This window comes from Amycolatopsis thermophila (assembly GCF_030814215.1).
GTDB classification, from domain to species: Bacteria; Actinomycetota; Actinomycetes; order Mycobacteriales; family Pseudonocardiaceae; genus Amycolatopsis_E; species Amycolatopsis_E thermophila.
On sequence record NZ_JAUSUT010000001.1, the window covers coordinates 1,734,228 to 1,755,730 of the forward strand.

Genomic DNA, 21,503 nt, shown 5'->3' on the forward strand with positions numbered 1-21,503 from the left:
CGCACCTCCTCGCGGACGGGCCCGGCACACCGGCCGGGGCTTGCGGATGAGGCCGACTGCCAGGCCGGCTCCGACGGCCAGGCCGGCCCCGAGCGCCCGGCCGCCTCCGAGTGCCAGGCCGGCACCGGGTGCCAGGCCCCGGGAACGGCTGACGGGAACGGGACTGGCGAAGCGTGATCGCGCGGCGGCACGATCGTGGGGGCGGTCATTGGATCGCCTCCTCGCGGGAGGTCTCCACCGTCTCGCCGGCGGGGATGCCCCGGCCGCGGGCCAGTTCCGGGCCGTGCACGTAGTAGTCCTGCTCGTCGTCGCCCAGGCGCATCGGGTGCGGGGGTTGCTCCATGCCCGGCAGGAGGGGCGCCAGCAGGTCCTCCTTGGTCCAGATCAGCTTCTGGCGGTCGTCGTCCGCGAGCTCGTAGAAGTTGATCATCGTCAGGGAGCGGGTGGGGCAGGCCTCGACGCACAGGCCGCAGCCGATGCACCTCAGGTAATTGATCTGGTAGTCCTTGCCGTAGCGCTCGCCCGGCGAGTACCGCGCGTCCTCGGTGTTGTCGCCGCCCTCGACGAAGATCGCGTCCGCCGGGCACGCCCACGCGCACAACTCGCAGCCGACGCACTTCTCCAGCCCGTCCGGGTGCCGGTTCAGCTGGTGCCGCCCGTGGTAACGCGGCGCGGCCGGGGCACCGATCTCCGGGTACTCCTCCGTCGCCACCTTCTTGAACATCGTGCTGAAAGTGACGCCGAAACCCTTGATGGGGTCAAACAGTCCCATCGGAACCCTCCTTCCCGGCGCCCACCTGGGCGGGCTCCGAAGTACGACCCGCCACCCGGCGGCGCCGCTTCCCGGCACCGCGCTCGGGCACGTCGGGCACGCGCAGATCCAACGGCGGCAACGGGAACCCGCCGCCGGTGACCGGCACCGAATCGCCGTCGGCGCGTTTCTTCTCGGGCACGAGCAGCGCGATCGCCACCGCGACCACCACCACGATCGCCCCGCCGATCAGGATCTGCCCCGTCGTGAGACCACCGTTGTTCCGGATCGCGCGGATCGTCGAGATGATCAGGATCCACACCAGGTTCGCCGGCACCAGCACCTTCCAGCCCAGCTTCATGAACTGGTCGTACCGGTACCGCGGCAGCGTCCCGCGCAGCCAGATGAACCCGAACAGCAACGCGAACAACTTGATCACGAACCACAGGATCGGCAGCCAGCCCTGGTTCAACGGCGAGTCGAGCCCGACGAACGGGAACATCCAGCCGCCCAGGAACAACGTCGTCGCGAACGCCGACACGATCACCATGTTCACGTACTCGGCGAGGAAGAACATCGCGAACTTCATCGACGAGTACTCGGTGTGGAACCCGCCGACCAGCTCCGACTCGGCCTCCGGCAGGTCGAACGGCGCCCGGTTCGTCTCGCCGACCATCGAGATCAGGTAGATCACGAAACTCGGCAGCAGCAGGTAGAAGTACCAGCCGTGGGACTGCGCGGCGACGATGTCGCCGGTCGCCATCGACTGCGAGTACAGCACCACCCCGACGATCGACAGGCCCATCGCGATCTCGTAGGAGATCACCTGCGCCGCCGAGCGCAGCCCGCCCAGCAGCGGGTACGGCGACCCGGACGACCAGCCGGCCAGCACGATCCCGTACACGCCGACCGACGAGCAGGCCAGGACGAGCAGCACCCCGACCGGCAGGTCGACCAGCTGCAGCACGGTCTGCTCACCGAAGATCGACACCCGCGGCCCGAACGGGATGGCCGACAACGCGATCAGCGCGGGCACCGCCGACAGCACCGGGGCCAGGAAGTAGACCTTCCGGTCGGCGCCGTCGGGGACGATCTGTTCCTTGAACGGCAGCTTGATCGCGTCCGCCAGGGACTGGAAGTAGCCGTTCGGGCCGACGCGGTTCGGGCCCGGCCGGTTCTGCATCCGGCCGATGGCCTTGCGCTCCCACACGATCAGGAACACGGTCAGGACCGGCCCGATCAGCAGGATCACGACCGCCTTGAGGAGCACCAGCCACCACGGGTCGTCCGCCAGCAGCTCCGCCCTGGTCATCTGGTCCGTGGCCTGCGCCAAGAACGGAGTCATCATCGCGCTCCCTCGATGTCCACGACCGCCCCGTGACCGGCGCCGAGCGTCCGGCGCAGCCGCGAGCCGTCGGAGTTGCCGGGCAGCCACACCACGTCGTCGGGCAGGTCGGCGATCTCCACCGGCAGCGTGACCGCACCCCGGTCGGTCGACACCGTCACCTCGTCACCGAGCCCGGCCGCCGTCTTCGCCGACATCCGCGCGACCACTCTGCGCGCCGTCCCCGCCAGGTGCGGCTCGTCCGCCTGCAACGAACCCTCGTCGAGCAGCTGCCGCCAGCTCGCCAGCCGCGCCTGGCCCGGCCCCACGTCGCGGACCGGCCGCGCGACGCCCGGCTCCCGGAACGTCGGACGCGCACCGGCCGACGTGCCCAGCCGCGCGAAGTCGCCGTAGGCGGCCACCGGGGTCTGGGTGAACAGGTCCGCGTCCATCTCGACGGCGAGCGTGTCCAGCACCCGGCAGTCCGGGAGGGCGCCGGTGCCCTCGAGCGTCGCGTCGAACGGGCGGCGGCGCCCCTCCCAGTTGACGAAGCTGCCGGACTTCTCGACCACCGGCGCGATCGGCAGGACCACGTCGGCGTGCTCGGTGACGGTGCTCGCCCGCATCTCCAGGCTCACCACGAACTCCGCCCGCGACAGTGCCTGCCGCGCCATTGCCGGGTCCGGCAGGTCGTCCAGGTCGACACCGCCGACGACCACGCCGGACAGGTACCCGCCGGCCAGCGCGCCGATGATGTCGCCGGCGTCGCGGCCCGGCTCGGCCGGCACCGGCACACCCCAGACGGCCTCGACCTCGGCGCGTGCCGCCTCGTCGGTGACCAGCCGGCCGCCGGGCAGCAGCGTCGGCGCCGCACCGGCCTCCAGGGCCCCGCGCTCGCCCGCCCGCCGCGGGATCCACGCGACCCGTGCACCGGTGCGCTCGGCCAGCCGCCGCACGGCGGCGAACAGGCCCGGCACCTCGGCCGCCCGCTCGCCGACCAGCACGACCGCGCCGTGCGCACCGAGGGCGGACTCGACGTCCGGCGCGTGCTCCGGGATCCCGTCGAGCGCCGCGGCCTCCGAGCCCGGCACGCACGCCAGCAGCTCGCCGGAGGTCTTGCGCACCGACGACGTCGTCCACTGTCCCAAGTGGACGACCCGGGTGCCCTTCTTGCGCGCCGCCTTGCGCAGCCGGAGGAAGACGATCGGCGCCTCCTCCTCCGGTTCGAACGCCACGCACAGCACGGCCGGGGCGTTCTCGATCGCGCCGAACGTCACCCCGTTCTCCGGCGTTGTGCCGACCACGTGGGCGGCGAGGAAGTCCAGCTCCTCCGGCGAGTGCGCGCGCGCCCGGAAGTCGACGTCGTTGGTGCGCAACGCGACGCGGGCGAACTTCGCGTAGGCGTAGGCGTCCTCCAGCGTCAGCCGCCCGCCCGCGAGCACCGCCGCGCCGCGACTGTCACGGGCCTTGGCCAGCCCCTCCGCGGCGATCCGCAGCGCCTCCGTCCACGGCGCCTCCCGCAGCTCGCCGGAGGCGTCGCGGACCAGCGGCCGCCGGATCCGGTCCGCCGCCGTGGCGTACCGGAACGCGAAGCGGCCCTTGTCGCAGATCCACTCCTCGTTGACGTCCGGGTCGTTCGCGGCCAGCTTGCGCATCACCTTGCCGCGCCGGTAGTCGGTGCGCTCGGCGCAGCCGGACGAGCAGTGCTCGCACACGCTCGGCGAGGACACCAGGTCGAACGGCCGCGAGCGGAACCGGTACTGCGCGCTGGTCAGCGCCCCGACCGGGCAGATCTGGATGGTGTTGCCGGAGAAGTACGACTGGAACGGCGCGCCCGAGGAGGTCCGCGACGCCAGGTCGAACACGTCCGCGGTCTCGGCGGTGCCGATCTGCTGGTGCGCCCCGCGCTCGAGCAGGTCGATGAACGGGTCGCCGGCGATCTGCGCGGAGAACCGGGTGCACCGCTGGCACAGCACGCACCGCTCGCGGTCGAGCAGCACCTGCGTCGAGATCGGCAGCGGCTTGGGGAAGGTCCGCTTGGTGTCGCGGAACCGCGAGTCGGCCCGGCCGTGCGCCATCGCCTGGTTCTGCAGCGGGCACTCACCGCCCTTGTCGCACACCGGGCAGTCCAGCGGGTGGTTGATGAGCAGCAGCTCCATCACGCCCTGCTGGGCCTTGTCCGCGACCGGCGAGGTCAGCTGGGTCTTGACGACCATGCCGTCGGCGACCGTCATCGTGCACGACGCCTGCGGTTTCGGCATCGGCCGCCCGCCCATCTCGACCTCGACGAGGCACTGGCGGCAGGCCCCGGCCGGGTCGAGCAGCGGGTGGTCGCAGAACCGGGGGATCACCGTGCCGAGCCGCTCCGCGGTGCGGATGAGCAGCTCGCCCTTGGGCGCGATGACCTCCTCGCCGTCGATGGTCAGCTTGACGTGACCTTCCGGCACCGGCGTCTCGGTCTTGGGGTTTTCCGGCGCGATCGTCATGCCTGTGCTCCCACCAACTCGCGCTTGTTGCTCTCGCACAGGGCGAGGAATTCGTCGCGGAAGTACTTGATACCGCTGGTGATCGGGCTGACCGCGCCGTCACCGAGGGCGCAGAACGACCGGCCGAGGATGTTGTCGCAGACGTCCAGCAGCGTGTCGATGTCCTCGGCCGTGCCCCGGCCCTCGACCATCCGCTCCAGGATCTGCGCCAGCCAGTAGGTGCCTTCGCGGCACGGCGTGCACTTGCCACAGGACTCGTGCTCGTAGAACTTCGTCCACTTCATCACGGCCCACGGCACCGACACCGTCTCGTTGAACACCTGCACCGCGGTCGTGCCGAGCATCGAGCCGGCCTCGGCGGCGCCCTCGAAGTCGAGCGGGATGTCCAGGTGCTCGGCGGTGAACATCGGCGTCGACGACCCGCCCGGCGTCCAGAACTTCAGCGGGATGCCGTCCTTCATGCCGCCGCACAGCTCCAGCAGCTCGCGCAGGGTCGTGCCCAGCGGCGCCTCGTACTGGCCCGGGCGCTCGACGTGCCCGGAGATCGAGTAGATCTTCGGCCCCGGCGACTTCTCCCGGCCCATCCTGCGGAACCAGTCGGCGCCGCCGTTGACGATGAACGGGACGCTGGCGATGGTCTCGACGTTGTTCACCGTGGTCGGCGCCGCGTAGAGGCCGGCGGCCGCGGGGAACGGCGGCTTGAGCCGCGGCTGGCCGCGGCGGCCCTCGAGCGAGTCGAGCAGCGCGGTTTCCTCACCGCAGATGTAGGCGCCGGCCCCGGCGTGGACCGTGATGTCCAGGTCGAACCCGGAGCCGAGGATGTCCTTACCGAGGTAGCCGGCCCGGTAGGCCTCCCGCACCGCCGCGGTCAGCCGCCGGTACGGGTGCAGCGCCTCGCCGCGGACGTAGATGAAGCAGTGGTGCGAGCGCATCGCGTAGGCGGCGATGATGCAGCCCTCGACCAGCGAGTGCGGGTCGGCCATCATCAGCGGGATGTCCTTGCAGGTCCCCGGCTCGCCTTCGTCGGCGTTGATGACCAGGTAGTGCGGCTTGTCCTCGTTGGGCGGCATGAACGACCACTTCACGCCCGCCGGGAAGCCGGCACCGCCGCGGCCGCGGAGACCGGAGTCCTTGACCAGCTGCACCAGCTGCTCGGGCGTGCCGCTGAGCGCCTTGCGCAGCGCGGTGTAGCCCTCCAGCTGTTCGTAGGTGGACAGGCGCCAGGAGTTGGGCGAGAGCCAGCGCTTGGTGAGCACCGGCGTGAGCGGGTCGGCCATCACTTCTTCTCCACTTCCGGCAACGGCACGTCCTCCATGACCGGGGCGGTCCAGCCCCGCTCCTGGGCGATCCGCGCGCCGATGAGGGTCTCCGGCGCCTGGGACGGTCCGTCCACCTGCGACCGGTAGGTCTGCTCGTCCTCCGGGAAGAACCCGGCCAGCTGCAGCTCGGCGCTCTTGAAGTCGGCCAGCGGCGCACCGCGGGACGGCTGCGGCTTTTCCCCGCGCCGCAACGCGTCGACGAGTTCGACCGCGCTGTCCGGGGTCTGCTTGTCGTAGTACTCGTAGTTGACCTGCAGCACCGGCGCGAGGTCGCAGGCCGCCAGGCACTCGGCGTGCTCCAGCGTGATCGAGCCCGGCTCACCGGGAGTGCCCGCGGTTTCCTCGTGCCCCAGCGGTTTCCCGTCCTCGCCGAGGTGTTCCTGCAGCGTCCGGTAGATCGCGTCGCCACCGAGTGCCGCGCACAGGGTGTTGGTGCAGACGCTGACCAGGTGCTCACCGCACGGCTTGCGCTTGTACATCGTGTAGAACGTGACGACCGCACTGACCTCGGCCTCGGACAGCCCCAGCTGCTCGGCGCAGAACGTCACGCCCTCCTGGCTGACGAACCCCTGCACCGACTGCACCAGGTGCAGCATCGGCAGCAGCGCCGACCGGGACTGCGGGTAGCGGGCCATCAGCTCCCGCGCCTTGGCCACCGTGTCCGCGTCGAAAACGGACGCGGTCGACTCTGCCTTCAACGGTCCACACCTCCCATGACCGGGTCCACCGACGCGACCGCCGCGATCACGTCCGCCACCAGGCCGCCCTCTGACATCGCCGACAGGGACTGCAGGTTGACGAAACTCGGTTCCCGGACGTGCACGCGCACCGGCCGGGTGCCGCCGTCGGAGACGAGGTGGAAGCCCAGCTCGCCGCGCGGCGACTCGATCGGCGAGTACACCTGGCCCGCCGGCACCTTGAAGCCCTCGGTCACCAGCTTGAAGTGGTGGATCAGGGACTCCATCGACTGGCCCATGATCTTGCGGACGTGCTCGAGCGAGTTGCCCATGCCGTCGCTGGAGATCGACAGCTGCGCGGGCCACGCGATCTTGCGGTCCTCCACCATGACCGGGCCCGGCTCGATCTTCTTCAGGCACTGCCGGATGATCCGCAGCGACTGGTGCATCTCCTCGACGCGGCACAGGTAGCGGCCCCAGCAGTCGGCGTCGGTCGAGGTCGGCACGTCGAACTCGAACTCGTCGTAGCGCGAGTACGGCTCGATCTTGCGCAGGTCCCACGGCAGGCCGGCGGACCGCAGCACCGGGCCGGTGACGCCGAGCGCGAGGCACGCGTCGACCGGCAGGTACCCGACGCCCTTGAGCCGGTTGCGCCAGATCGGCTGACCGGTGAACAGCTTGTCGTACAGGGGCAGGCGCTTGTCCATCACCTGCACGAACTCGCTGACCTTCTCCTTCCAGTCCACCGGCAGGTCCTGCGCGACACCGCCGGGGCGGATGAACGCGTGGTTCATGCGCAGCCCGGTCAGGTACTCCAGCAGGTGCAGGACCTCTTCCCGCTCGCGGAACCCGAAGGTCATCGCGGTCGTGGCGCCCAGCTCCATGCCGCCGGTGGCGATGTAGACCAGGTGCGAGCCGATCCGGTTGATCTCGCACAGCAGGACGCGGATCAGCTCGGCGCGCGGCGGGGCCTTGATGCCGAGCAGCTTCTCCACGCCCAGGCAGTAGCCCAGCTCGTTGAACAGCGGGGACAGGTAGTCCATGCGCGTCACGAACGTGACGCCCTGGGTCCAGGTGCGGTACTCGCAGTTCTTCTCGATGCCGGTGTGCAGGTAGCCGATGACCGACCGGAGCTGGGTGACCGTCTCGCCCTCCAGCTCCAGCACGAGCCGGAGCACGCCGTGCGTGGACGGGTGCTGCGGGCCCATGTTGATGACGATCCGCTCGTCGTGCTGGGCGTCCTCCAGCACGTCGTCCCAGTCGCCGCCGCTGACGTGGTAGATGCGGCCTTCGGTGGTGTCCCGGGATTCGGCGTACTCGGCGGTGCTGTCCGCGCTGTCGCGGCCGGCGTCCGTGGTGTCCGTACCGGTGCTGACGTCCGCGATTCGATCGGTAGTCACGAGTACGACCTCCGCTGATCGGGGGGCGGGATCTCCGCGCCCTTGTACTCCACCGGGATCCCGCCGAGCGGGTAGTCCTTGCGCTGCGGATGACCGTCCCAGTCGTCCGGCATCAGGATCCGCGTCAGGGCCGGGTGGCCGTCGTAGACGATGCCGAACAGGTCCCACGCCTCGCGTTCCTGCCAGTCGGCCGTCGGGTAGACCTCCACGATGGACGGGATGTGCGCGTCCTCGATGTCGACCGCGACCTCCAGCCGGATGCGCCGCCGGTAGGTCATCGACGTCAGGTGGTACACCGAGTGCAGCCGCTGCGGCACGTCCGGGCCGTAGTCCACACCGGACACCGAGCTGCACAGCTCGAACCGCAGCCCGGCGTCGTCGCGCAGGATGCGGCACATCGCGACGAGGTGCTCGCGGCCGACGTACAGGGTGATCTCGCCGCGGTCGACGGTCACCTGGTGCACCGACTCGGCGGGCACGCCGTTCTCGGCCAGCGCGGCGAAGAACTGGTCGGCGAACTCGTCGAACCAGCCACCGTAGGGCCGTTCCGCGGGCGGCGGCAGGTAGGCGGGCAGCCGCAGGCCGCCGTAACCGGAGGTGTCACCGCTGTCGCGGACGCCGAACATGCCGCGGCGCTCGCGCCCGGCGACGATCGGCTGCGCCGGGCGCGGTCCGCGCGGCTCCAGTCCGGCGTCCGGACGCTGGGCGCTCGACTGCTCGCCGCCGGGCTCGGGGGTTTCTTCAGCCATGCCGCATCACTTCTTCGCGTACTTGATCGACGACGGGATCAGCTCGGTCTGGTGCCCGGCCTTGAGCGCGGCGCGGCGCGGCCCGAGCGGCTCGTCGGCGATCTTGGCGTGCAGCTTGAGGATCGCGTCGAGGAGCATCTCCGGCCGCGGCGGGCAGCCGGGCAGGTACATGTCGACCGGCACGATGTGGTCGACGCCCTGCACGACGGCGTAGTTGTTGAACATCCCGCCCGAGGAGGCGCAGACGCCCATCGCCAGCACCCACTTCGGCTCGGCCATCTGGTCGTAGATCTGGCGCAGGACCGGAGCCATCTTCTGCGTGACCCGCCCGGCGACGATCATCAGGTCGGCCTGGCGCGGGGTGGCGGAGAAGCGCTCCATGCCGAAGCGGGCGATGTCGTAGCGAGAACCGCCGACGGTCATCATCTCGATCGCGCAGCAGGCGAGGCCGAACGTGGCCGGCCACAGCGAGTTCTTGCGGGCCCAGTTGACCAGCTTCTCCAGGCTGGCCAGCAGGATGCCGTTGGGGAGCTGCTCTTCGAGTCCCATGACGTCCCTCCCCTAGTTCCAGTCGAGCCCGCCACGCCGCCAGACGTAGGCGTAGGCGAAGCCGACGGTCGCGATGAACAAGACGATCTCCACCAGGCCGAACAGGCCGAGCGCGTCCGCCGAGACGGCGAACGGGTAGAGGAAGACCATTTCGATGTCGAACAGGATGAACAGCATCGCGGTGATGTAGTAGGCGACCGGCATGCGGCCGCCACCGACCAGCGGCTGCGGGGACGGTTCGATGCCGCACTCGTAGGCCATCTGCTTCGCCCGGTTGTACCGGCGCGGGCCCACCAGCGGGCCGAGCAGCACGGAGAACACCGCGAACCCGGCGGCGAGGACGAACAACATGACCAGGGGCAGGTACATCTCCAGCCCCGGCGACGAGGTGGCCTGCGCGAGGGAACCTGGGGACTGCGACATCAGCACGGTGAATGCCGTCCTTTCCGCGCCGTTGCGAACGTGCCGCTTGTGAAATAGTTCACAAGCTTCCCTGCGAAGTTGTGAACCCGTTCACAAAGCATGGGTGCAGTGTAGGACGTGGCTCACATTGTTGTCTCGGGGTGTTTCGGATAAGGGCAACCTAACCAAAAGACGCCCTGGTAGGCGGCCATAAGCCCAAGACCAGCACTAAAAGGATCATCGTGATCACGCAGCGCAGGAATCGTGTGATGTAACCCACGGTGAGGACGCGCAACCCGCTCCGGTTGCGGCTCAGATCACGCACGAACGGCTGTGACGGGGATCATCTACCGCGCCCGCCGGAGCGGCTCGCCGACCTCGTGGAGGTGCCGCAGCGCCTGGCCGTAGGAGCCGATCAAGCCGGACTCCGCGTAGGGCACCCCGATCTCGGCGCAGTAGCTCCGCACGATCGGCTGCGCCAGCCGCAGGTGCGGGGTCGGCATGCTGGGGAACAGGTGGTGCTCGATCTGGTAGTTCAGACCACCCATCGCGATGTCGACGAAGCGACCGGCGCGCACGTTGCGGGACGTGAGCACCTGCCGCCGCGGGAAGTCGGCCCGCTCGCCGCCGGTCAGGGTCGGCATGCCCTTGTGGTTCGGCGCGAAGATCGATCCCAGGTAGACGCCCCACAACCCCTGGTGCACGGCGATGAACACCAGCGCCTTCACCGGTGACAGCACCAGGAACACCGCGCCCAGGTACAGCGCGAAGTGCGTGCACAGCAGGCCCGCCTCCAGCCACCGCTGCCGCAGCCCGGGCCCGCGCACCGCGCGGATGCTCGACCAGTGCAGGTTGAGACCCTCCAGCGTGAGCAGCGGGAAGAACAGGAACGCCTGGTGTCGTCCGATGAACCGGGGCAGTCCGCGACTCGCCCCGGCCTGGTTCCGCGACCACACGAGGATGTCCGGTGCGACGTCCGGGTCGAGTTCCTCGTGGTTGGGGTTCGCGTGGTGGCGGGTGTGCTTGTCCATCCACCAGCCGTAGCTCAGGCCGATGCCGAGGTTGCCCGCCAGCATCCCGGCGACCTCGCTCGGGCGGCGGGTGCGGAACACCTGCCGGTGCGCCAGGTCGTGCGACAGCAGGGCGACCTGGCCGAACAGGACGGCCAGCAGCACGGCGACCACCAGGGTCGCCCACGAGTCGCCGATCCAGGCGAACAACGTCCAGGAGCAGGCGAACAGGACGGTGACCAGGCCGGCGCGCACGGCGTAGTAGCCGGGGCGCCGGTTCAGCAGGCCGGCCTGCTTGACGCGCTGGGACAGCCGGGCGAAGTCACTGCCGGTTTCGGTTCCTGTGGTGGGCACCCGCCGAGTCTGTTGCCCCGCGAGCCGGTGCGGCAGCCGGTGCGCACCCGGGCCCGTGGTGGGGCCTGCCCCACCTCAGGCGCTGGGCGTCAGCTTCGCCGCGATCGAGATCATCCGGTCCACCGCGTCGCCGCCCTTGGCGTCGTAACAGCCGGACAGGCCCTTGTAGATCAGCGGGATCAGCGGGTTGATCCGCAGCCCGTACTTCGTCGCCGCGCGCATGACCTTCGGCTTGCCGATGGCCTTCGCGAAGACGTTGCCCAGCCGGTAGTAGCCGCCCATCAGCTCCTTCAGCGCGAGCGGGTACCCGCGCAGCGCGCGCTCCCGCGACGAGCCCTCCGGCCGGGCCAGCGCCTGCACCACGAACTCCGCCGCGAGCTGCGCCGACTCCATCGCCGCCGAGATGCCCTCGCCGTTGAACGGGCTCACCATTCCGCCCGCGTCGCCGAGCAGCAGCAGGCCGTCGCGGTAGTGCGGGGTGCGGTTGAAGCCCATCGGCAGGCCGGCGCCGCCGATCCGGCCGATCGCGTTCTCCTCGCGGTAGCCCCACTCCTCCGGCGTCGAGTCCAGCCACTGCCGCAGCAGCGCCCGGTAGTCGGTGTTCCGGAACGACTTCGACGTCGACAGCATCCCCAGCCCGACGTTCACCGTCCCGTCGCCGAGCGGGAACGCCCAGCCGTAGCCGGGCAGCAGCCGCGGGTTGCGCGGGTCCTTGCGGTCCCACAGCTCCAGGTGCCCCTCGATGAACGGGTCGTCGTGCCGCGGGCTCTTGTAGTACCGGCGCACGGCCACACCCATCGGGCGCTTCTCGTCGGTCTCGATGCCGACCGAACGGGCCAGTCGCGCGGAAACGCCGTCGCAGGCCAGGACCAGCGGAGCGTGGTAGCGGACCGGGGTCTTGCCCGGCCCCTGCCTGCCCTCGACGCCGACGACCCGTCCGGTGCGCTCGTCGGTGATCGCGCCGGTGACGGTGGTGCGCTCCAGCAGGCGGGCACCGGCCTTGACCGCGGTCCTGGCCAGCAGGTCGTCGAAGTCCTGGCGGGTGCGCGACACGCCGTAGGGCGGGTAGCTGGTCAGCTCCGGCCAGTCCATCTCCAGCGTCAGCTCCGCGGTGCGGATCCGCAGGCCGCGGCTGTGCACCCAGCCGGCCTCCCGGCTGGTGTCGATGCCCAGGTCGATGAGTTGTTTGACACCGCGCGGGGTCAGCCCGTCGCCGCACACCTTCTCGCGCGGGAACTCGGTCTTCTCCAGCACCAGGACGTCGATCCCGGCGCGCGCCAGGTACGTCGCGACGGTGGATCCGGCCGGGCCCGCGCCGACGACGATTACCTGTGCGTCCTGGGTCATGCCCCGGAGTTTACGGGAGCACTGCGACGCGAAGCGTCTCCGTCAGGGGTGGTGGTCGGGCCGGCGGGTGGGCTTTTGAGCGCGGTGGATGGCGACGACGCCGAAGGTCAGGTTCAGCCACTCCACCTTGGTCCAGCCCGCGTTCGCGATGATCTGCGCCAGGCTGCGCTGGTCGTGCCACGCGAGCATCGATTCGGCCAGGTAGGTGTAGGCCTCGGGGTTGCTCGAGGCGAACCGGCCGAGCAGCGTCATGATCCACAGGATGAACCGGCGGTAGAGGAACCGGATCGGCGGGAACGTGGGCGTCGACACCTCGCAGATGACCAGCCGGCCGCCCGGCTTGACCACGCGCGCGATCTCCTCGAGCGCGGCCTTGGTGTCGACGAAGTTGCGGATGCCGAAGGTGATCGTCGCGGCGTCGAAGCTCTCGTCGGCGAAGGGCAGGTGCAGCGCGTCGGCGGCGACCATCGGGACGCGGCGGTGCTTGCCGCTGCGGAGCATGCCCAGCGAGAAGTCCGCGGCCAGGCACCACGCCCCGTTGCGCGCGTACTCGGCGGTCGACACCCCGGTGCCGGCGGCGAGGTCGAGCACCCGCTCGCCGCGGCGGGCGTCCAGGACGCGGGACGTCGTCGTGCGCCATCGACGGTCGAACCCGAAGGTCATGACCGAGTTCGCCCGGTCGTAGCCGGCCGAGACGCCGTCGAACATGGCGGCGACCTCGTGCGGATCCTTGTCCAGACTGGCTCGCGACATGTCAGGAGCCTAGGACAGTCAGCATCCCCCGCACGCTCGCGGGCCACGCGAATTCCTCCGCCCGAGACCGCGAAGCCGCACGTCGCAGGTCCTCCGGGCTCTCCAGCAGCCCGGTCACCGCGGTCGCGAACGCCCGCGCCACGTCGGCCACCGCGGCTCCGCAGCCGGGGCGGACGATCTCCCGCAGCGCCGACGACCGCGACACCACCACCGGCGTCCCGGACGCGAGCGCCTCCAGTGCCGCGAGCCCGAACGTCTCGTGCGGACCGGGCGCGAGCGACACGTCCGCGCTGGCCAGCAGCCGGGCGACCTGCGCCCGGTCGGACACGAAACCGAGGAACGTGACCGGCAACCCGCGTGCCCGCCGCTCCAGGGCCCGGCGGCGCGGGCCGTCCCCGGCGATCACCAGCCGCACCCGGTCACCGGACTCGGTCAGCTCCGCGACGGTGTCCACACTGCGCTCCACGTGCTTCTCCGGCGACAGCCGTCCACAGTGGACCAGCACGGCGTCCGCGCCGGCCGCGAGTTCGCCCCGCAGCGCGGCATCCCGGTACCCGGGCCGGAACGCGGCGAGGTCGACGCCCAGCGGAACCTGCCGCACGTTGGCGACACCGATCCGGTCGAACTCCTCCCGCGCGAACGACGTGGTGCAGACGACCGCGTCGTAACCGGCGGCCATGCGGCGGTTCGCGACGTCGGCGACCCGCCGCGCCAGCGGTCCCGGCACGAGGAACTGCTCCAGCAACCGGTCCAGCCGCTCGTGCGAGATCACCACGCTCGGCACGTCGTGGCGGTGCGCCCACACCCCCATCCCGCGCAGCGTCAACCGGTCCGACACCTCCAGCCGGTCCGGGCGCAGCGCGGACAGCAGCGCCCGCACGCGGTAGGGATCGACCGCGCGGTAGCCGCCGGTGCCCGGGATCTTCGGCGCGGGCAGGCTGATCCGGCGCACCCCGGTCGGCAGCTGCTCCTCGGCGTGCCGCGGTCCCGGCACCACCAGCGTCACGTGGTGGCCGCCGGCGACGTACCCGGCGCCGAGGTGGTGCAGAGCCGTGCGCAGGCCGCCGGAGCGGGGCCCGTAGAAGTTCGCCAGCTGGACGATGTGCATGGCATCAGGCGGCTCGCGCGACGCGGCCGGTGACCACTTCGTAGTGGCCGACCAGCTCCGCGCACACGGCCGGCCACGTCCGGCCCAGCACCACCTTGCGGGCCTTGTGCCCCAGCCGCTCGCGCAGCGCCGGGTCGCGCAGGTCCCGCACGCGCCGCACCAGTTCCCCGGCGAACCCCGCCGGATCGGGCGGCAGCAGATAACCGGTACGGCCGGGCAGGACCAGGTCCCGCGGGCCGCCCGCGTCCGGCGCCAGCACCGGCAGCCCGGAAGCCATCGCCTCCTGCACCGCCTGGCAGAACGTCTCGTGCGGACCGGTGTGGACGAACACGTCGAGGCTCGCGTAGGCCGCGGACAGCTCTTCGCCGTAGCGGGCGCCGAGGAAGGCCGCGCCGGGCAGGAGTTCGCGCAGCTCCTCGCGGTCCGGCCCGTCGCCGACGATCACCAGCCGCACACCGTCCATCCCGGCCAGCGCGGCGAGCCGGCCGACCTCCTTTTCCGGGGCGAGCCGTCCGACGAACCCGACCAGCAGCTCACCGCCGGGTGCCAGCCGCGCGCGCAGTCCGGGATCGGCGTGCGCGGGCGAAAATCGCCCGACGTCGACGCCGCGCCCCCAGCGGTGCACGCGCGGGACGCCGTGGGCGCGCAGGTCCTCGACCGACTGGGTGGACGGCGCCAGCGTCCGGTCCGCCTTGGCGTGCAGGCGGCGCACCCACCGCCACGCGGCCCGCGCGCCGAGCCCCAGCCCGTACGCGGTGGCGAACCCGGCGATGTCGGTCTGGAACACCGCGATCGAGGGCACCCGCAGGCGCCGTGCCGCGGCCAGCCCGCGCGCGCCGACCACGAACGGCGACGCCAGGTGCACCACGTCCGGGCCGAACGCGGCGAGCGCGGTCAGCACGGTGCGGGTGGGCAGGCCGATCGGCAGCGAGTTGACCACCGGCAGGTCCAGTGCCGGGATCCGCACCACCGGAGCGCCCCGGTAGTGCGTGGGACCGCTGAGCCCGGGGGCGACCACCATGACGTCGTGCCCAGTGCCGGACAGGTGCTCGATGACCCGCAGCACGGAGTTGGTCACGCCGTTCACCTGGGGGAGGAAGCTTTCGGTGACGATGGCGACGCGCACGATCCCACCGTGGCAGCCGGTCCGGTTCGCCCGGAGAAGGACGTGTGACGTCCGGGCCAACGGTGCCCGAACTTCCCGAAGCTTTCTCCACTTCACCTGGGTGTCGTGTACCGGACACTTGGCACCGTCACACTCGGCGGGCGTGACCCTCCTCTCCGCCCGCCCGTCCCAGCCGGTCGAACCGGGCTTGCTGTCGCGAGCGCTCGAGGTCGCCGGACGGCTGGCCAACGAGGCCACCGACGTGATCACCGCGACCGCGGGCCGGGGCGCCCACCCCGACGTCGCGGACTCGCCGTTCGACTGGGTCACCGACACCGACCGCATCCTGGAGCGGCACACCCGCCGCGTGCTGACCGCGGAGTTCCCGGGCATACCGGTGGTGGGCGGCGAGTTCGGCGCCGACACCGGTGCCGACCGGGCCACCTACCGCTGGGTGGTGGACCCGGTGGACGGCACCGCCAACTACGTGGCCGGGGTGCCGTGGTGCGCGTACAGCCTCGCGCTGGTCGACGGGTCCGGTCCGGTCGTCGGCGTGGTCGCCGACCCCTACCGCGCCCAGATCTACGCCGCCGCCCGCGGCCGGGGCACCCGCGCCAACGGCAGGCCGGTCCGGCTCGCCGACCGCGACCGGATCGCCGGGTCGATCGTGTGCACCGAACTGGCCCGCAAGGGCCCGTGGCCGGGCATGGGCTCGTTCATCGAGCGCGCGGCCGAAGCCCACGCGGGCGTCCGGGTGCTCGGGTCGGCGGCCCTGTCGATCGCGCAGGTCGCCCTCGGGCACGCGATCGCCGCCGTGCTGCACAGCTATCACGAATGGGACGTGGCCGGCTCGGTCGCGCTGGCCATCGAAGCGGGCGCCGTCGTGCTCGACCGGCGCGGCTCGGACAGCCCGTTGCCGACCGACGGCCTGCTCGTCGCCGCACCGAGCGTCGCCGGGGAAGTTCTGTCCTGGTGGCAGGAAACCGAACAGGGGATCCGCGCGTCCTAGGTCCGACGAGACCACGGACCCGGGAGCGAATCCTCATGATCATCTACGGCTGGCGCAGGAGCGTCCAGGAGCTGGCCACCGCCACCTACCTGTGCGGCAACTGCCACAACCCGAGTGCCCACGCGCTGCGCCGCGCCGTCACGAAGTTCACGCTGTTCTTCATCCCGCTGTTCCCGATCAGCTCGAAGTACTTCACGGTGTGCACGTTCTGCGGCATGACCAACAAACTGACCAAGGACGAGGCCAAGCAGGTCCAGGCGATGCAGCAGGCGACCGCCCAGCAGCAGGTTCCCGCGCCGCAGCAGGCCGTGCCGGGCGCCGGTCAGCCGCCGGCCGGGTACCCGCAGGCCGGGTACCCGCAGCAGCCGCCGCAGCCGGGGTACGCGCCCCAGCAGATGCAGCAGTACCCGCAGCAGCAGATCCAGCCGCCGCGGCAGAGCTTCTGAGGTCAGCCGGACTTGACCGGGGTGTCGCCGTCCGCGACGGCGACCTCCGGGACCGCCGGCACCGCGCGCCGCTCCCGCTGGCGGATCAGCCAGGACACCGCGGCGGCGACCAGCCAGGTGATCAGGACCGTCGTGCCCAGCGGCAGCAGGGTCAGCGTCGCGGTGCGCCCGGCCACGCGCGCGAGGTCCGGGTCCGCCGCGTCGTACTCGATGCGCACCAGGTCACCGGCCGTGAGGCCGCTCGGGTAGAGCACGCCGTTCGGCGGGATGTGCACGATCCCGTCGGGGGTCTCGAACCGGATGATCGTGCGGTCGAAGGCGACCGCGTCCACCTCGGCCGTCGCCGTGCCGAGCCGACTGGTGATCGCCTGGTCGTTGCGGATCGCGGCCAGCAGCAGCCCGGCGCACAGCACCGTGATCACGACGGCGACGGCGAGCACGCAGCGACGGCCGACCTTCAGCCACCACAGAGTTCTCACCGTCACTCGTCCGAGCATAGAAGGTGCGGGTTAACGGCTGTCTCCGGCCGCCAGCACCTGGTGGGTCCGCTGGATCGCCGGGTAGGACTCCGGCCGGGCCGCCGCGCGCCGGGTCGCGGTGCCGTTGGGGCCGGTGGCCGGCTTGCCCGCGGTGAACAGCCAGGTCCGGAACAGCTGCTGCAGCGGCTTGCCGGAGACCTGCTCGGCCAGCGCGACGAAGTCGGCGATGCGAGCGTCGTCGCCGCGGTGCCGGGCCACCCAGGTGCGCAGGATCGTGAAGAACGCTTCGTCGCCGACCGCGGTCCGCAATGCCTGCACGGCCAGCGCGCCGCGGTCGTAGACCGCGTCGTCGAACTGGTTCGCCGCGCCCGGGTCGCCGGGCAGGACCTGCCAGAACGGGTCGCCGGCCGGGTAGGAGTCGTACACGTACTGGGCGAGTTCGGCCGCCGTGCCCTCGCCCTGGTGCTCCGACCACAGGTATTCGGCGTAGCTGGCGAAGCCTTCGTTGAGCCAGATGTCGCTCCACCGGCCCAGCGACACCGAGTCGCCGAACCACTGGTGGGCGTTCTCGTGCGCCACCACCGACGTGTTCGCGCCGGAAGCGAAGAACTTGTGGCTGTACACCGGACGGGTCTGGGCTTCCAGCGCGAAGGTCAGGCCGGTGCTGACCACGCCGCCCTGCGCCTCGAACGGGTACTCGCCGAACTGGCTCGCCAGGAACTCGACGATCTCCGGGGTGCGCTCGACGCTGGCCTTGGCCGCGCCGAGCGAGTCACCGGTGGCCGGGTCGTAGGCGGTGACGAACGGCTGCCCGCCCGGCGTCGTCGACTGGCCGACCTCGAACTTCCCGACCTCGAGCGTGGTGGCGTAGGTGTTCTGCGGCTGCGTGCTGCGCCAGTTCCAGCGGGTCCAGCCGGCCCGCTGCCCGGTCTTGCGGACGAGGGTGCCGTTGGACAGGGCGGCGACGTCGTCGGGCACCTCGACCGAGACGTCGTAGGTCGCCTTGTCCGTCGGGTGGTCGCTGGAGGGGTACCACCACTGCGCGTTCTGCGGCTCGTCCACGGCGAGGGCGCCGTCCGGGGTCTTCTTCCAGGCCGTGTAGCCGTCGATGACGACCTTCGACGGGGTGTCGGCGTAGGTCACGACGACGGTGACCGGCCGGTTCTTCGCCAGCGGCTTGCGGGGCGTGACCACCAGCTCACCCTCCCGCAGCACGGTGAAGGCGGCCGGGACGTTGTCGACCCGGATCGAGCTGACCTTCAGGCCGAAGTCCAGGTCGAAACTGGACAGCTCCTGCGTGGTGGTCGCGAGGATGGTCGTCGTGCCGGCGAGCTGGTCGGTGGCCGGCTGGTAGGTGAGGCGGATGTCGTAGTGCGAGACGTCATAACCGCCGTTGCCCGCGTAGGGGTAGTACGGGTCGCCCGCGCCGGACGCTCCCGGCGCCGGTGCCGCGGTGGCTGTCGAAGCGAGCAGAACGATCGCGATTCCGGTGGTCACGGCCCCCAGGCCGGCGCGAGTTCGCAGACGCATGGCGGGGACGCTAGCGGGAAAACCTCCCACCGGACACGTCCGGAAGGAGGTTCCCGTCAACCGAGAGCGCCCGACACGGCGGCGCGGATGCGGGCGTGCAGGTCGCGGTGCCGGGACCGGTCCACCTGCACCTCCACGACCCGCAGGCCGGGGGTGGGGCGCAGCGCGTCGCGGAACTCCCCGATCGTGCCGGCGAGCACGTGCGGGATGCCGAACCCGGCGCACAGCGCCGCGAGATCGGCGCCGTGCGGGGTGCCGAAGACGTGCTCGAACGCGTCCCGGTGCTCGGGCGCGCCCTGCTCCAGCAGCGAGAAGATCCCGCCGCCGTCGTCGTTGAGCACCACGATCGTCAGATCGGGGCGGGTTTCCGGCGGTCCGGCCAGCAGGCCGTTCACGTCGTGCAGGAACGTCAGGTCGCCCAGCAGCGCGTACGCCTGCCCGCGGTGCACCGAGGCCGCGCCGATCGCGGTCGAGACCGTGCCGTCGATGCCGGCCACGCCGCGGTTGCGGTGCACCAGGACGTCCGGCCGCATCCGACCGGCCAGCGCGACGTCGCGCGCCGGGTTCGACGAGCCGACGACCAGCAGCGCGTCCGGCGGCAGGGCGTCGACCAGCTCGGACGCCAGCCGCAGCCCGCTCGGCCACTGCTCGCGCCGCAACGCCGTGTGCAGCGCCTCCGTGGCGGCGGCGTCCGCGCGCTGCCACGCGGCGAGCCACTCCGGGTCGGCCGGTTTGGTCGGCGAGTCGAACCACTGCCCGACCTGCCGCACGTTGTGCGCGGGCGCCGGCCAGTCCGAGTCCGGGCGGACCAGCAGCACCTCGACGTCGGCGTCCGACAGCAGCTGCTGGATCTGCCGGAACACCGTCGGCCGCCCGAGGCACAGCACCTGCTCGGGCCGGTGCCGCCGGATGAACTCCTCGGCGCCGAGCAGCCACACGCCGGACGAGATCGCCGACGACCCGAGCAGCCCCAGGCCACCGGTCTCGGAGATCACCGGCCAGCCGTGCTGCTCACCCCACTCGCTCGCCGCGCGCACCCCGCTGTCGCACGCGATCACCAGCCCGCAGCGCGCCGAGGGCACCACGAACGACGGCAGCGCGCCGAAGTCCGGCAGCTCGGTCCAGCGCTCCCCGCCCGGGCGCCCCTCCAGCGACTCGAACCACTCGCTGTCGCCGTCGGGCACCAGCGGCTCCCGGAACGGGACGTTCAGGTGGACCGGGCCGCACCGCCACTCGCCGTACGCCGCGTTCCACGCCCGGCAGATCTGGCTGCGCCAGTACGCGTTCTGGCCGCCGCGCCGCTCGGCGACGGCCAGCTCGTCGAAGTAGCGCACCGCGTTGCCGTACAGCCGCTGCTGCTCGATCACCTGGTTCGCGCCCGCGGCCCGCAGCTCCGGCGGGCGGTCGGCGGTCAGCACGATCAACGGCACCCCGGCCCGGTCGGCCTCCAGGACCGCGGGGTGGAAGTTCGCCGCCGCGGTGCCGCTCGTGCAGACCACGGCGACCGGGCGGCCGGTGCGGGCGGCGATGCCGAGCGCGAGGAAGCCCGCGCCCCGTTCGTCGATGCGGACGTGCAGCTGGAGGCGCCCGGCGGCGGCCGCGTCGTGCAGCGCCAGCGACAACGGGGCGTTGCGCGAGCCCGGGCAGAGGACCACGTGCGAGACGGTGTTGCGGACGAGCTCGTCCACGATGACCTTGGCCTGTGCGGTCGACGGATTCACCGGTCACCGCCCGGCGTGTCACCCGTCACCACAGTCACACGGCCTATTCTCCCAAACGTGCATGACGCCCAGGTTTCCGAGCTGTTCGACCCGTCCGCCTGGACCGAAATCGAGGGTTTCGGTTTCACCGACATCACCTATCACCGTTCCGTCGAGGCCCGCTCCGGCAAACGCGTCGTGCGCGTCGCGTTCGACCGCCCCGAGGTTCGTAACGCCTTCCGCCCGCACACCGTCGACGAGCTGTACCGCGCGCTCGACCACGCGCGGATGAGCTCCGACGTCGGCTGTGTCCTGCTGACGGGGAACGGTCCCTCGCCCAAGGACGGTGGGTGGGCGTTTTGCTCCGGTGGTGACCAGCGTATTCGCGGTCGGTCCGGGTATCAGTACGCGAGCGGCGAGACCTCCGACACGGTCGACCCCGCGCGGGCCGGCCGGCTGCACATCCTCGAGGTCCAGCGGCTGATCCGGTTCATGCCGAAGGTCGTGATCGCGGTGGTCCCCGGCTGGGCCGCCGGCGGCGGGCACTCGTTGCACGTGGTGTGCGACCTCACGCTCGCCTCGGCCGAGCACGCCCGGTTCAAGCAGACCGACGCCGACGTGGGGTCGTTCGACGGCGGGTTCGGGTCGGCCTACCTGGCGCGCGAGGTGGGGCAGAAGTTCGCGCGGGAGATCTTCTTCCTCGGGCGCGAGTACACCGCCGAGCAGATGCACCGGATGGGGGCGGTCAACGAGGTCGTCCCGCACGCCGAGCTGGAGGCCGAGGCGCTGCGGTGGGGCTGGGAGATCCTCGGCAAGTCGCCCACGGCGCAGCGGATGCTGAAGTACTCGTTCAACCTGATCGACGACGGGCTCGTCGGACAGCAGGTCTTCGCGGGCGAAACCACCCGGCTGGCCTACATGCAGGACGAGGCCGTCGAGGGACGGGACGCGTTCCTGCAGAAGCGCGACCCCGACTGGTCGGCCTTCCCCTACTACTACTGAGGT

Annotated in this window: 20 protein-coding genes; 3 read left to right on the top strand and 17 right to left on the bottom strand. The window is 71.4% G+C overall.

Going from position 1 to position 21,503, the window contains the following annotated elements; translation table 11 throughout:
- Positions 1–205: 205 nt before the first annotated feature.
- The 14 genes from nuoI to FB470_RS08495 all read right to left on the bottom strand — a co-directional run bounded on the left by nuoI (position 206) and on the right by FB470_RS08495 (position 15,355).
- The gene (gene nuoI / locus FB470_RS08430) at positions 206–772 is read right to left on the bottom strand and encodes an NADH-quinone oxidoreductase subunit NuoI (RefSeq protein WP_306990202.1); all 567 of its coding nucleotides are present in this window, start codon (positions 770–772) and stop codon (positions 206–208) included.
- Positions 759–2,096 carry an NADH-quinone oxidoreductase subunit NuoH gene (nuoH, locus tag FB470_RS08435; RefSeq protein WP_306990203.1) on the bottom strand — a complete coding sequence of 446 codons (1,338 nt, stop codon included), beginning with the start codon at positions 2,094–2,096 and terminating at the stop codon, positions 759–761. The genes nuoI and nuoH overlap by 14 nt, the downstream gene beginning before the upstream one ends.
- Positions 2,096–4,561, bottom strand: a complete 2,466-nt coding sequence (locus FB470_RS08440; protein WP_306990204.1) for an NADH-quinone oxidoreductase subunit G — start codon at positions 4,559–4,561, stop codon at positions 2,096–2,098. Before FB470_RS08440 ends, nuoH begins: the two co-directional genes overlap by 1 nt.
- Positions 4,558–5,838, bottom strand: a complete 1,281-nt coding sequence (gene nuoF / locus FB470_RS08445; RefSeq protein ID WP_306990206.1) for an NADH-quinone oxidoreductase subunit NuoF — start codon at positions 5,836–5,838, stop codon at positions 4,558–4,560. The genes FB470_RS08440 and nuoF overlap by 4 nt, the downstream gene beginning before the upstream one ends.
- Positions 5,838–6,578 carry an NADH-quinone oxidoreductase subunit NuoE gene (gene nuoE, locus FB470_RS08450; protein WP_306990207.1) on the bottom strand — a complete coding sequence of 247 codons (741 nt, stop codon included), beginning with the start codon at positions 6,576–6,578 and terminating at the stop codon, positions 5,838–5,840. Before nuoE ends, nuoF begins: the two co-directional genes overlap by 1 nt.
- Positions 6,575–7,957: an NADH-quinone oxidoreductase subunit D gene (locus FB470_RS08455; protein WP_306990208.1), complete on the bottom strand. Its 1,383-nt coding sequence runs from the start codon at positions 7,955–7,957 to the stop codon at positions 6,575–6,577. Before FB470_RS08455 ends, nuoE begins: the two co-directional genes overlap by 4 nt.
- Entirely contained in the window at positions 7,954–8,706 is a 753-nt protein-coding gene (locus tag FB470_RS08460; protein WP_306990209.1) for an NADH-quinone oxidoreductase subunit C, read from the bottom strand. Before FB470_RS08460 ends, FB470_RS08455 begins: the two co-directional genes overlap by 4 nt.
- A gap of 6 nt (positions 8,707–8,712) precedes the next feature.
- Positions 8,713–9,255 carry a NuoB/complex I 20 kDa subunit family protein gene (locus FB470_RS08465; protein ID WP_306990211.1) on the bottom strand — a complete coding sequence of 181 codons (543 nt, stop codon included), beginning with the start codon at positions 9,253–9,255 and terminating at the stop codon, positions 8,713–8,715.
- Between the two features lie 12 nt (positions 9,256–9,267).
- Positions 9,268–9,678 (bottom strand): NADH-quinone oxidoreductase subunit A, encoded by a 411-nt coding sequence (locus FB470_RS08470; RefSeq protein ID WP_306990213.1) that lies wholly within the window; start codon positions 9,676–9,678, stop codon positions 9,268–9,270.
- 326 nt (positions 9,679–10,004) lie between these two features.
- Complete coding sequence (locus tag FB470_RS08475) at positions 10,005–11,021, bottom strand: fatty acid desaturase family protein (protein WP_306990214.1); 1,017 nt, start codon at positions 11,019–11,021, stop codon at positions 10,005–10,007.
- Positions 11,022–11,096: 75 nt separating this feature from the next.
- Positions 11,097–12,368, bottom strand: coding sequence for a geranylgeranyl reductase family protein (locus FB470_RS08480; protein WP_306990215.1), 1,272 nt, complete (start codon positions 12,366–12,368; stop codon positions 11,097–11,099).
- A 42-nt stretch (positions 12,369–12,410) separates the two neighbouring features.
- Complete coding sequence (locus FB470_RS08485) at positions 12,411–13,121, bottom strand: demethylmenaquinone methyltransferase (RefSeq protein WP_306990216.1); 711 nt, start codon at positions 13,119–13,121, stop codon at positions 12,411–12,413.
- A 1-nt stretch (position 13,122) separates the two neighbouring features.
- Positions 13,123–14,229, bottom strand: a complete 1,107-nt coding sequence (locus FB470_RS08490) for a glycosyltransferase family 4 protein (RefSeq protein ID WP_306990218.1) — start codon at positions 14,227–14,229, stop codon at positions 13,123–13,125.
- 4 nt (positions 14,230–14,233) lie between these two features.
- A complete protein-coding gene (locus FB470_RS08495; protein ID WP_306990220.1) occupies positions 14,234–15,355 on the bottom strand; it encodes a glycosyltransferase family 4 protein in 1,122 nt (373 codons plus the stop codon).
- A 142-nt stretch (positions 15,356–15,497) separates the two neighbouring features.
- Here FB470_RS08495 and FB470_RS08500 point away from each other — a divergent pair, with 142 nt between their 5' ends.
- On the top strand, positions 15,498–16,343 hold the full coding sequence (locus tag FB470_RS08500) for an inositol monophosphatase family protein (RefSeq protein WP_306990223.1): 846 nt from the start codon (positions 15,498–15,500) through the stop codon (positions 16,341–16,343).
- A gap of 35 nt (positions 16,344–16,378) precedes the next feature.
- The gene (locus tag FB470_RS08505; protein ID WP_306990225.1) at positions 16,379–16,789 is read left to right on the top strand and encodes a zinc-ribbon domain-containing protein; all 411 of its coding nucleotides are present in this window, start codon (positions 16,379–16,381) and stop codon (positions 16,787–16,789) included.
- Between the two features lie 2 nt (positions 16,790–16,791).
- Here the strand turns inward: FB470_RS08505 and FB470_RS08510 are convergent, their stop codons facing one another.
- From FB470_RS08510 to menD, 3 genes are read right to left on the bottom strand one after another with little or no spacing between them, the layout of a single operon-like run.
- Positions 16,792–17,274 carry a DUF3592 domain-containing protein gene (locus tag FB470_RS08510; protein ID WP_306990226.1) on the bottom strand — a complete coding sequence of 161 codons (483 nt, stop codon included), beginning with the start codon at positions 17,272–17,274 and terminating at the stop codon, positions 16,792–16,794.
- 24 nt (positions 17,275–17,298) lie between these two features.
- A complete protein-coding gene (locus FB470_RS08515) occupies positions 17,299–18,798 on the bottom strand; it encodes a M1 family metallopeptidase (protein WP_306990227.1) in 1,500 nt (499 codons plus the stop codon).
- 56 nt (positions 18,799–18,854) lie between these two features.
- Positions 18,855–20,519: a 2-succinyl-5-enolpyruvyl-6-hydroxy-3-cyclohexene-1-carboxylic-acid synthase gene (gene menD / locus FB470_RS08520; protein ID WP_306990228.1), complete on the bottom strand. Its 1,665-nt coding sequence runs from the start codon at positions 20,517–20,519 to the stop codon at positions 18,855–18,857.
- A gap of 57 nt (positions 20,520–20,576) precedes the next feature.
- Between menD and FB470_RS08525 the strand changes: the two genes are divergently transcribed.
- Positions 20,577–21,500: a 1,4-dihydroxy-2-naphthoyl-CoA synthase gene (locus FB470_RS08525; protein WP_306990230.1), complete on the top strand. Its 924-nt coding sequence runs from the start codon at positions 20,577–20,579 to the stop codon at positions 21,498–21,500.
- Positions 21,501–21,503 lie beyond the last annotated feature (3 nt).

Excerpts from the sequence above, each read along its gene's own strand:
- nuoI (WP_306990202.1), bottom strand. The coding sequence starts at position 772 with ATGGGACTGTTTGACCCCATCAAGGGTTTCGGCGTCACTTTCAGCACG.
- nuoH (WP_306990203.1), bottom strand. The coding sequence starts at position 2,096 with ATGACTCCGTTCTTGGCGCAGGCCACGGACCAGATGACCAGGGCGGAG.
- FB470_RS08440 (WP_306990204.1), bottom strand. The coding sequence starts at position 4,561 with ATGACGATCGCGCCGGAAAACCCCAAGACCGAGACGCCGGTGCCGGAA.
- nuoF (WP_306990206.1), bottom strand. The coding sequence starts at position 5,838 with ATGGCCGACCCGCTCACGCCGGTGCTCACCAAGCGCTGGCTCTCGCCC.
- FB470_RS08460 (WP_306990209.1), bottom strand. The coding sequence starts at position 8,706 with ATGGCTGAAGAAACCCCCGAGCCCGGCGGCGAGCAGTCGAGCGCCCAG.
- FB470_RS08465 (WP_306990211.1), bottom strand. The coding sequence starts at position 9,255 with ATGGGACTCGAAGAGCAGCTCCCCAACGGCATCCTGCTGGCCAGCCTG.
- FB470_RS08470 (WP_306990213.1), bottom strand. The coding sequence starts at position 9,678 with ATGTCGCAGTCCCCAGGTTCCCTCGCGCAGGCCACCTCGTCGCCGGGG.
- FB470_RS08480 (WP_306990215.1), bottom strand. The coding sequence starts at position 12,368 with ATGACCCAGGACGCACAGGTAATCGTCGTCGGCGCGGGCCCGGCCGGA.
- FB470_RS08485 (WP_306990216.1), bottom strand. The coding sequence starts at position 13,121 with ATGTCGCGAGCCAGTCTGGACAAGGATCCGCACGAGGTCGCCGCCATG.
- FB470_RS08490 (WP_306990218.1), bottom strand. The coding sequence starts at position 14,229 with ATGCACATCGTCCAGCTGGCGAACTTCTACGGGCCCCGCTCCGGCGGC.
- FB470_RS08505 (WP_306990225.1), top strand. The coding sequence starts at position 16,379 with ATGATCATCTACGGCTGGCGCAGGAGCGTCCAGGAGCTGGCCACCGCC.
- FB470_RS08515 (WP_306990227.1), bottom strand. The coding sequence starts at position 18,798 with ATGCGTCTGCGAACTCGCGCCGGCCTGGGGGCCGTGACCACCGGAATC.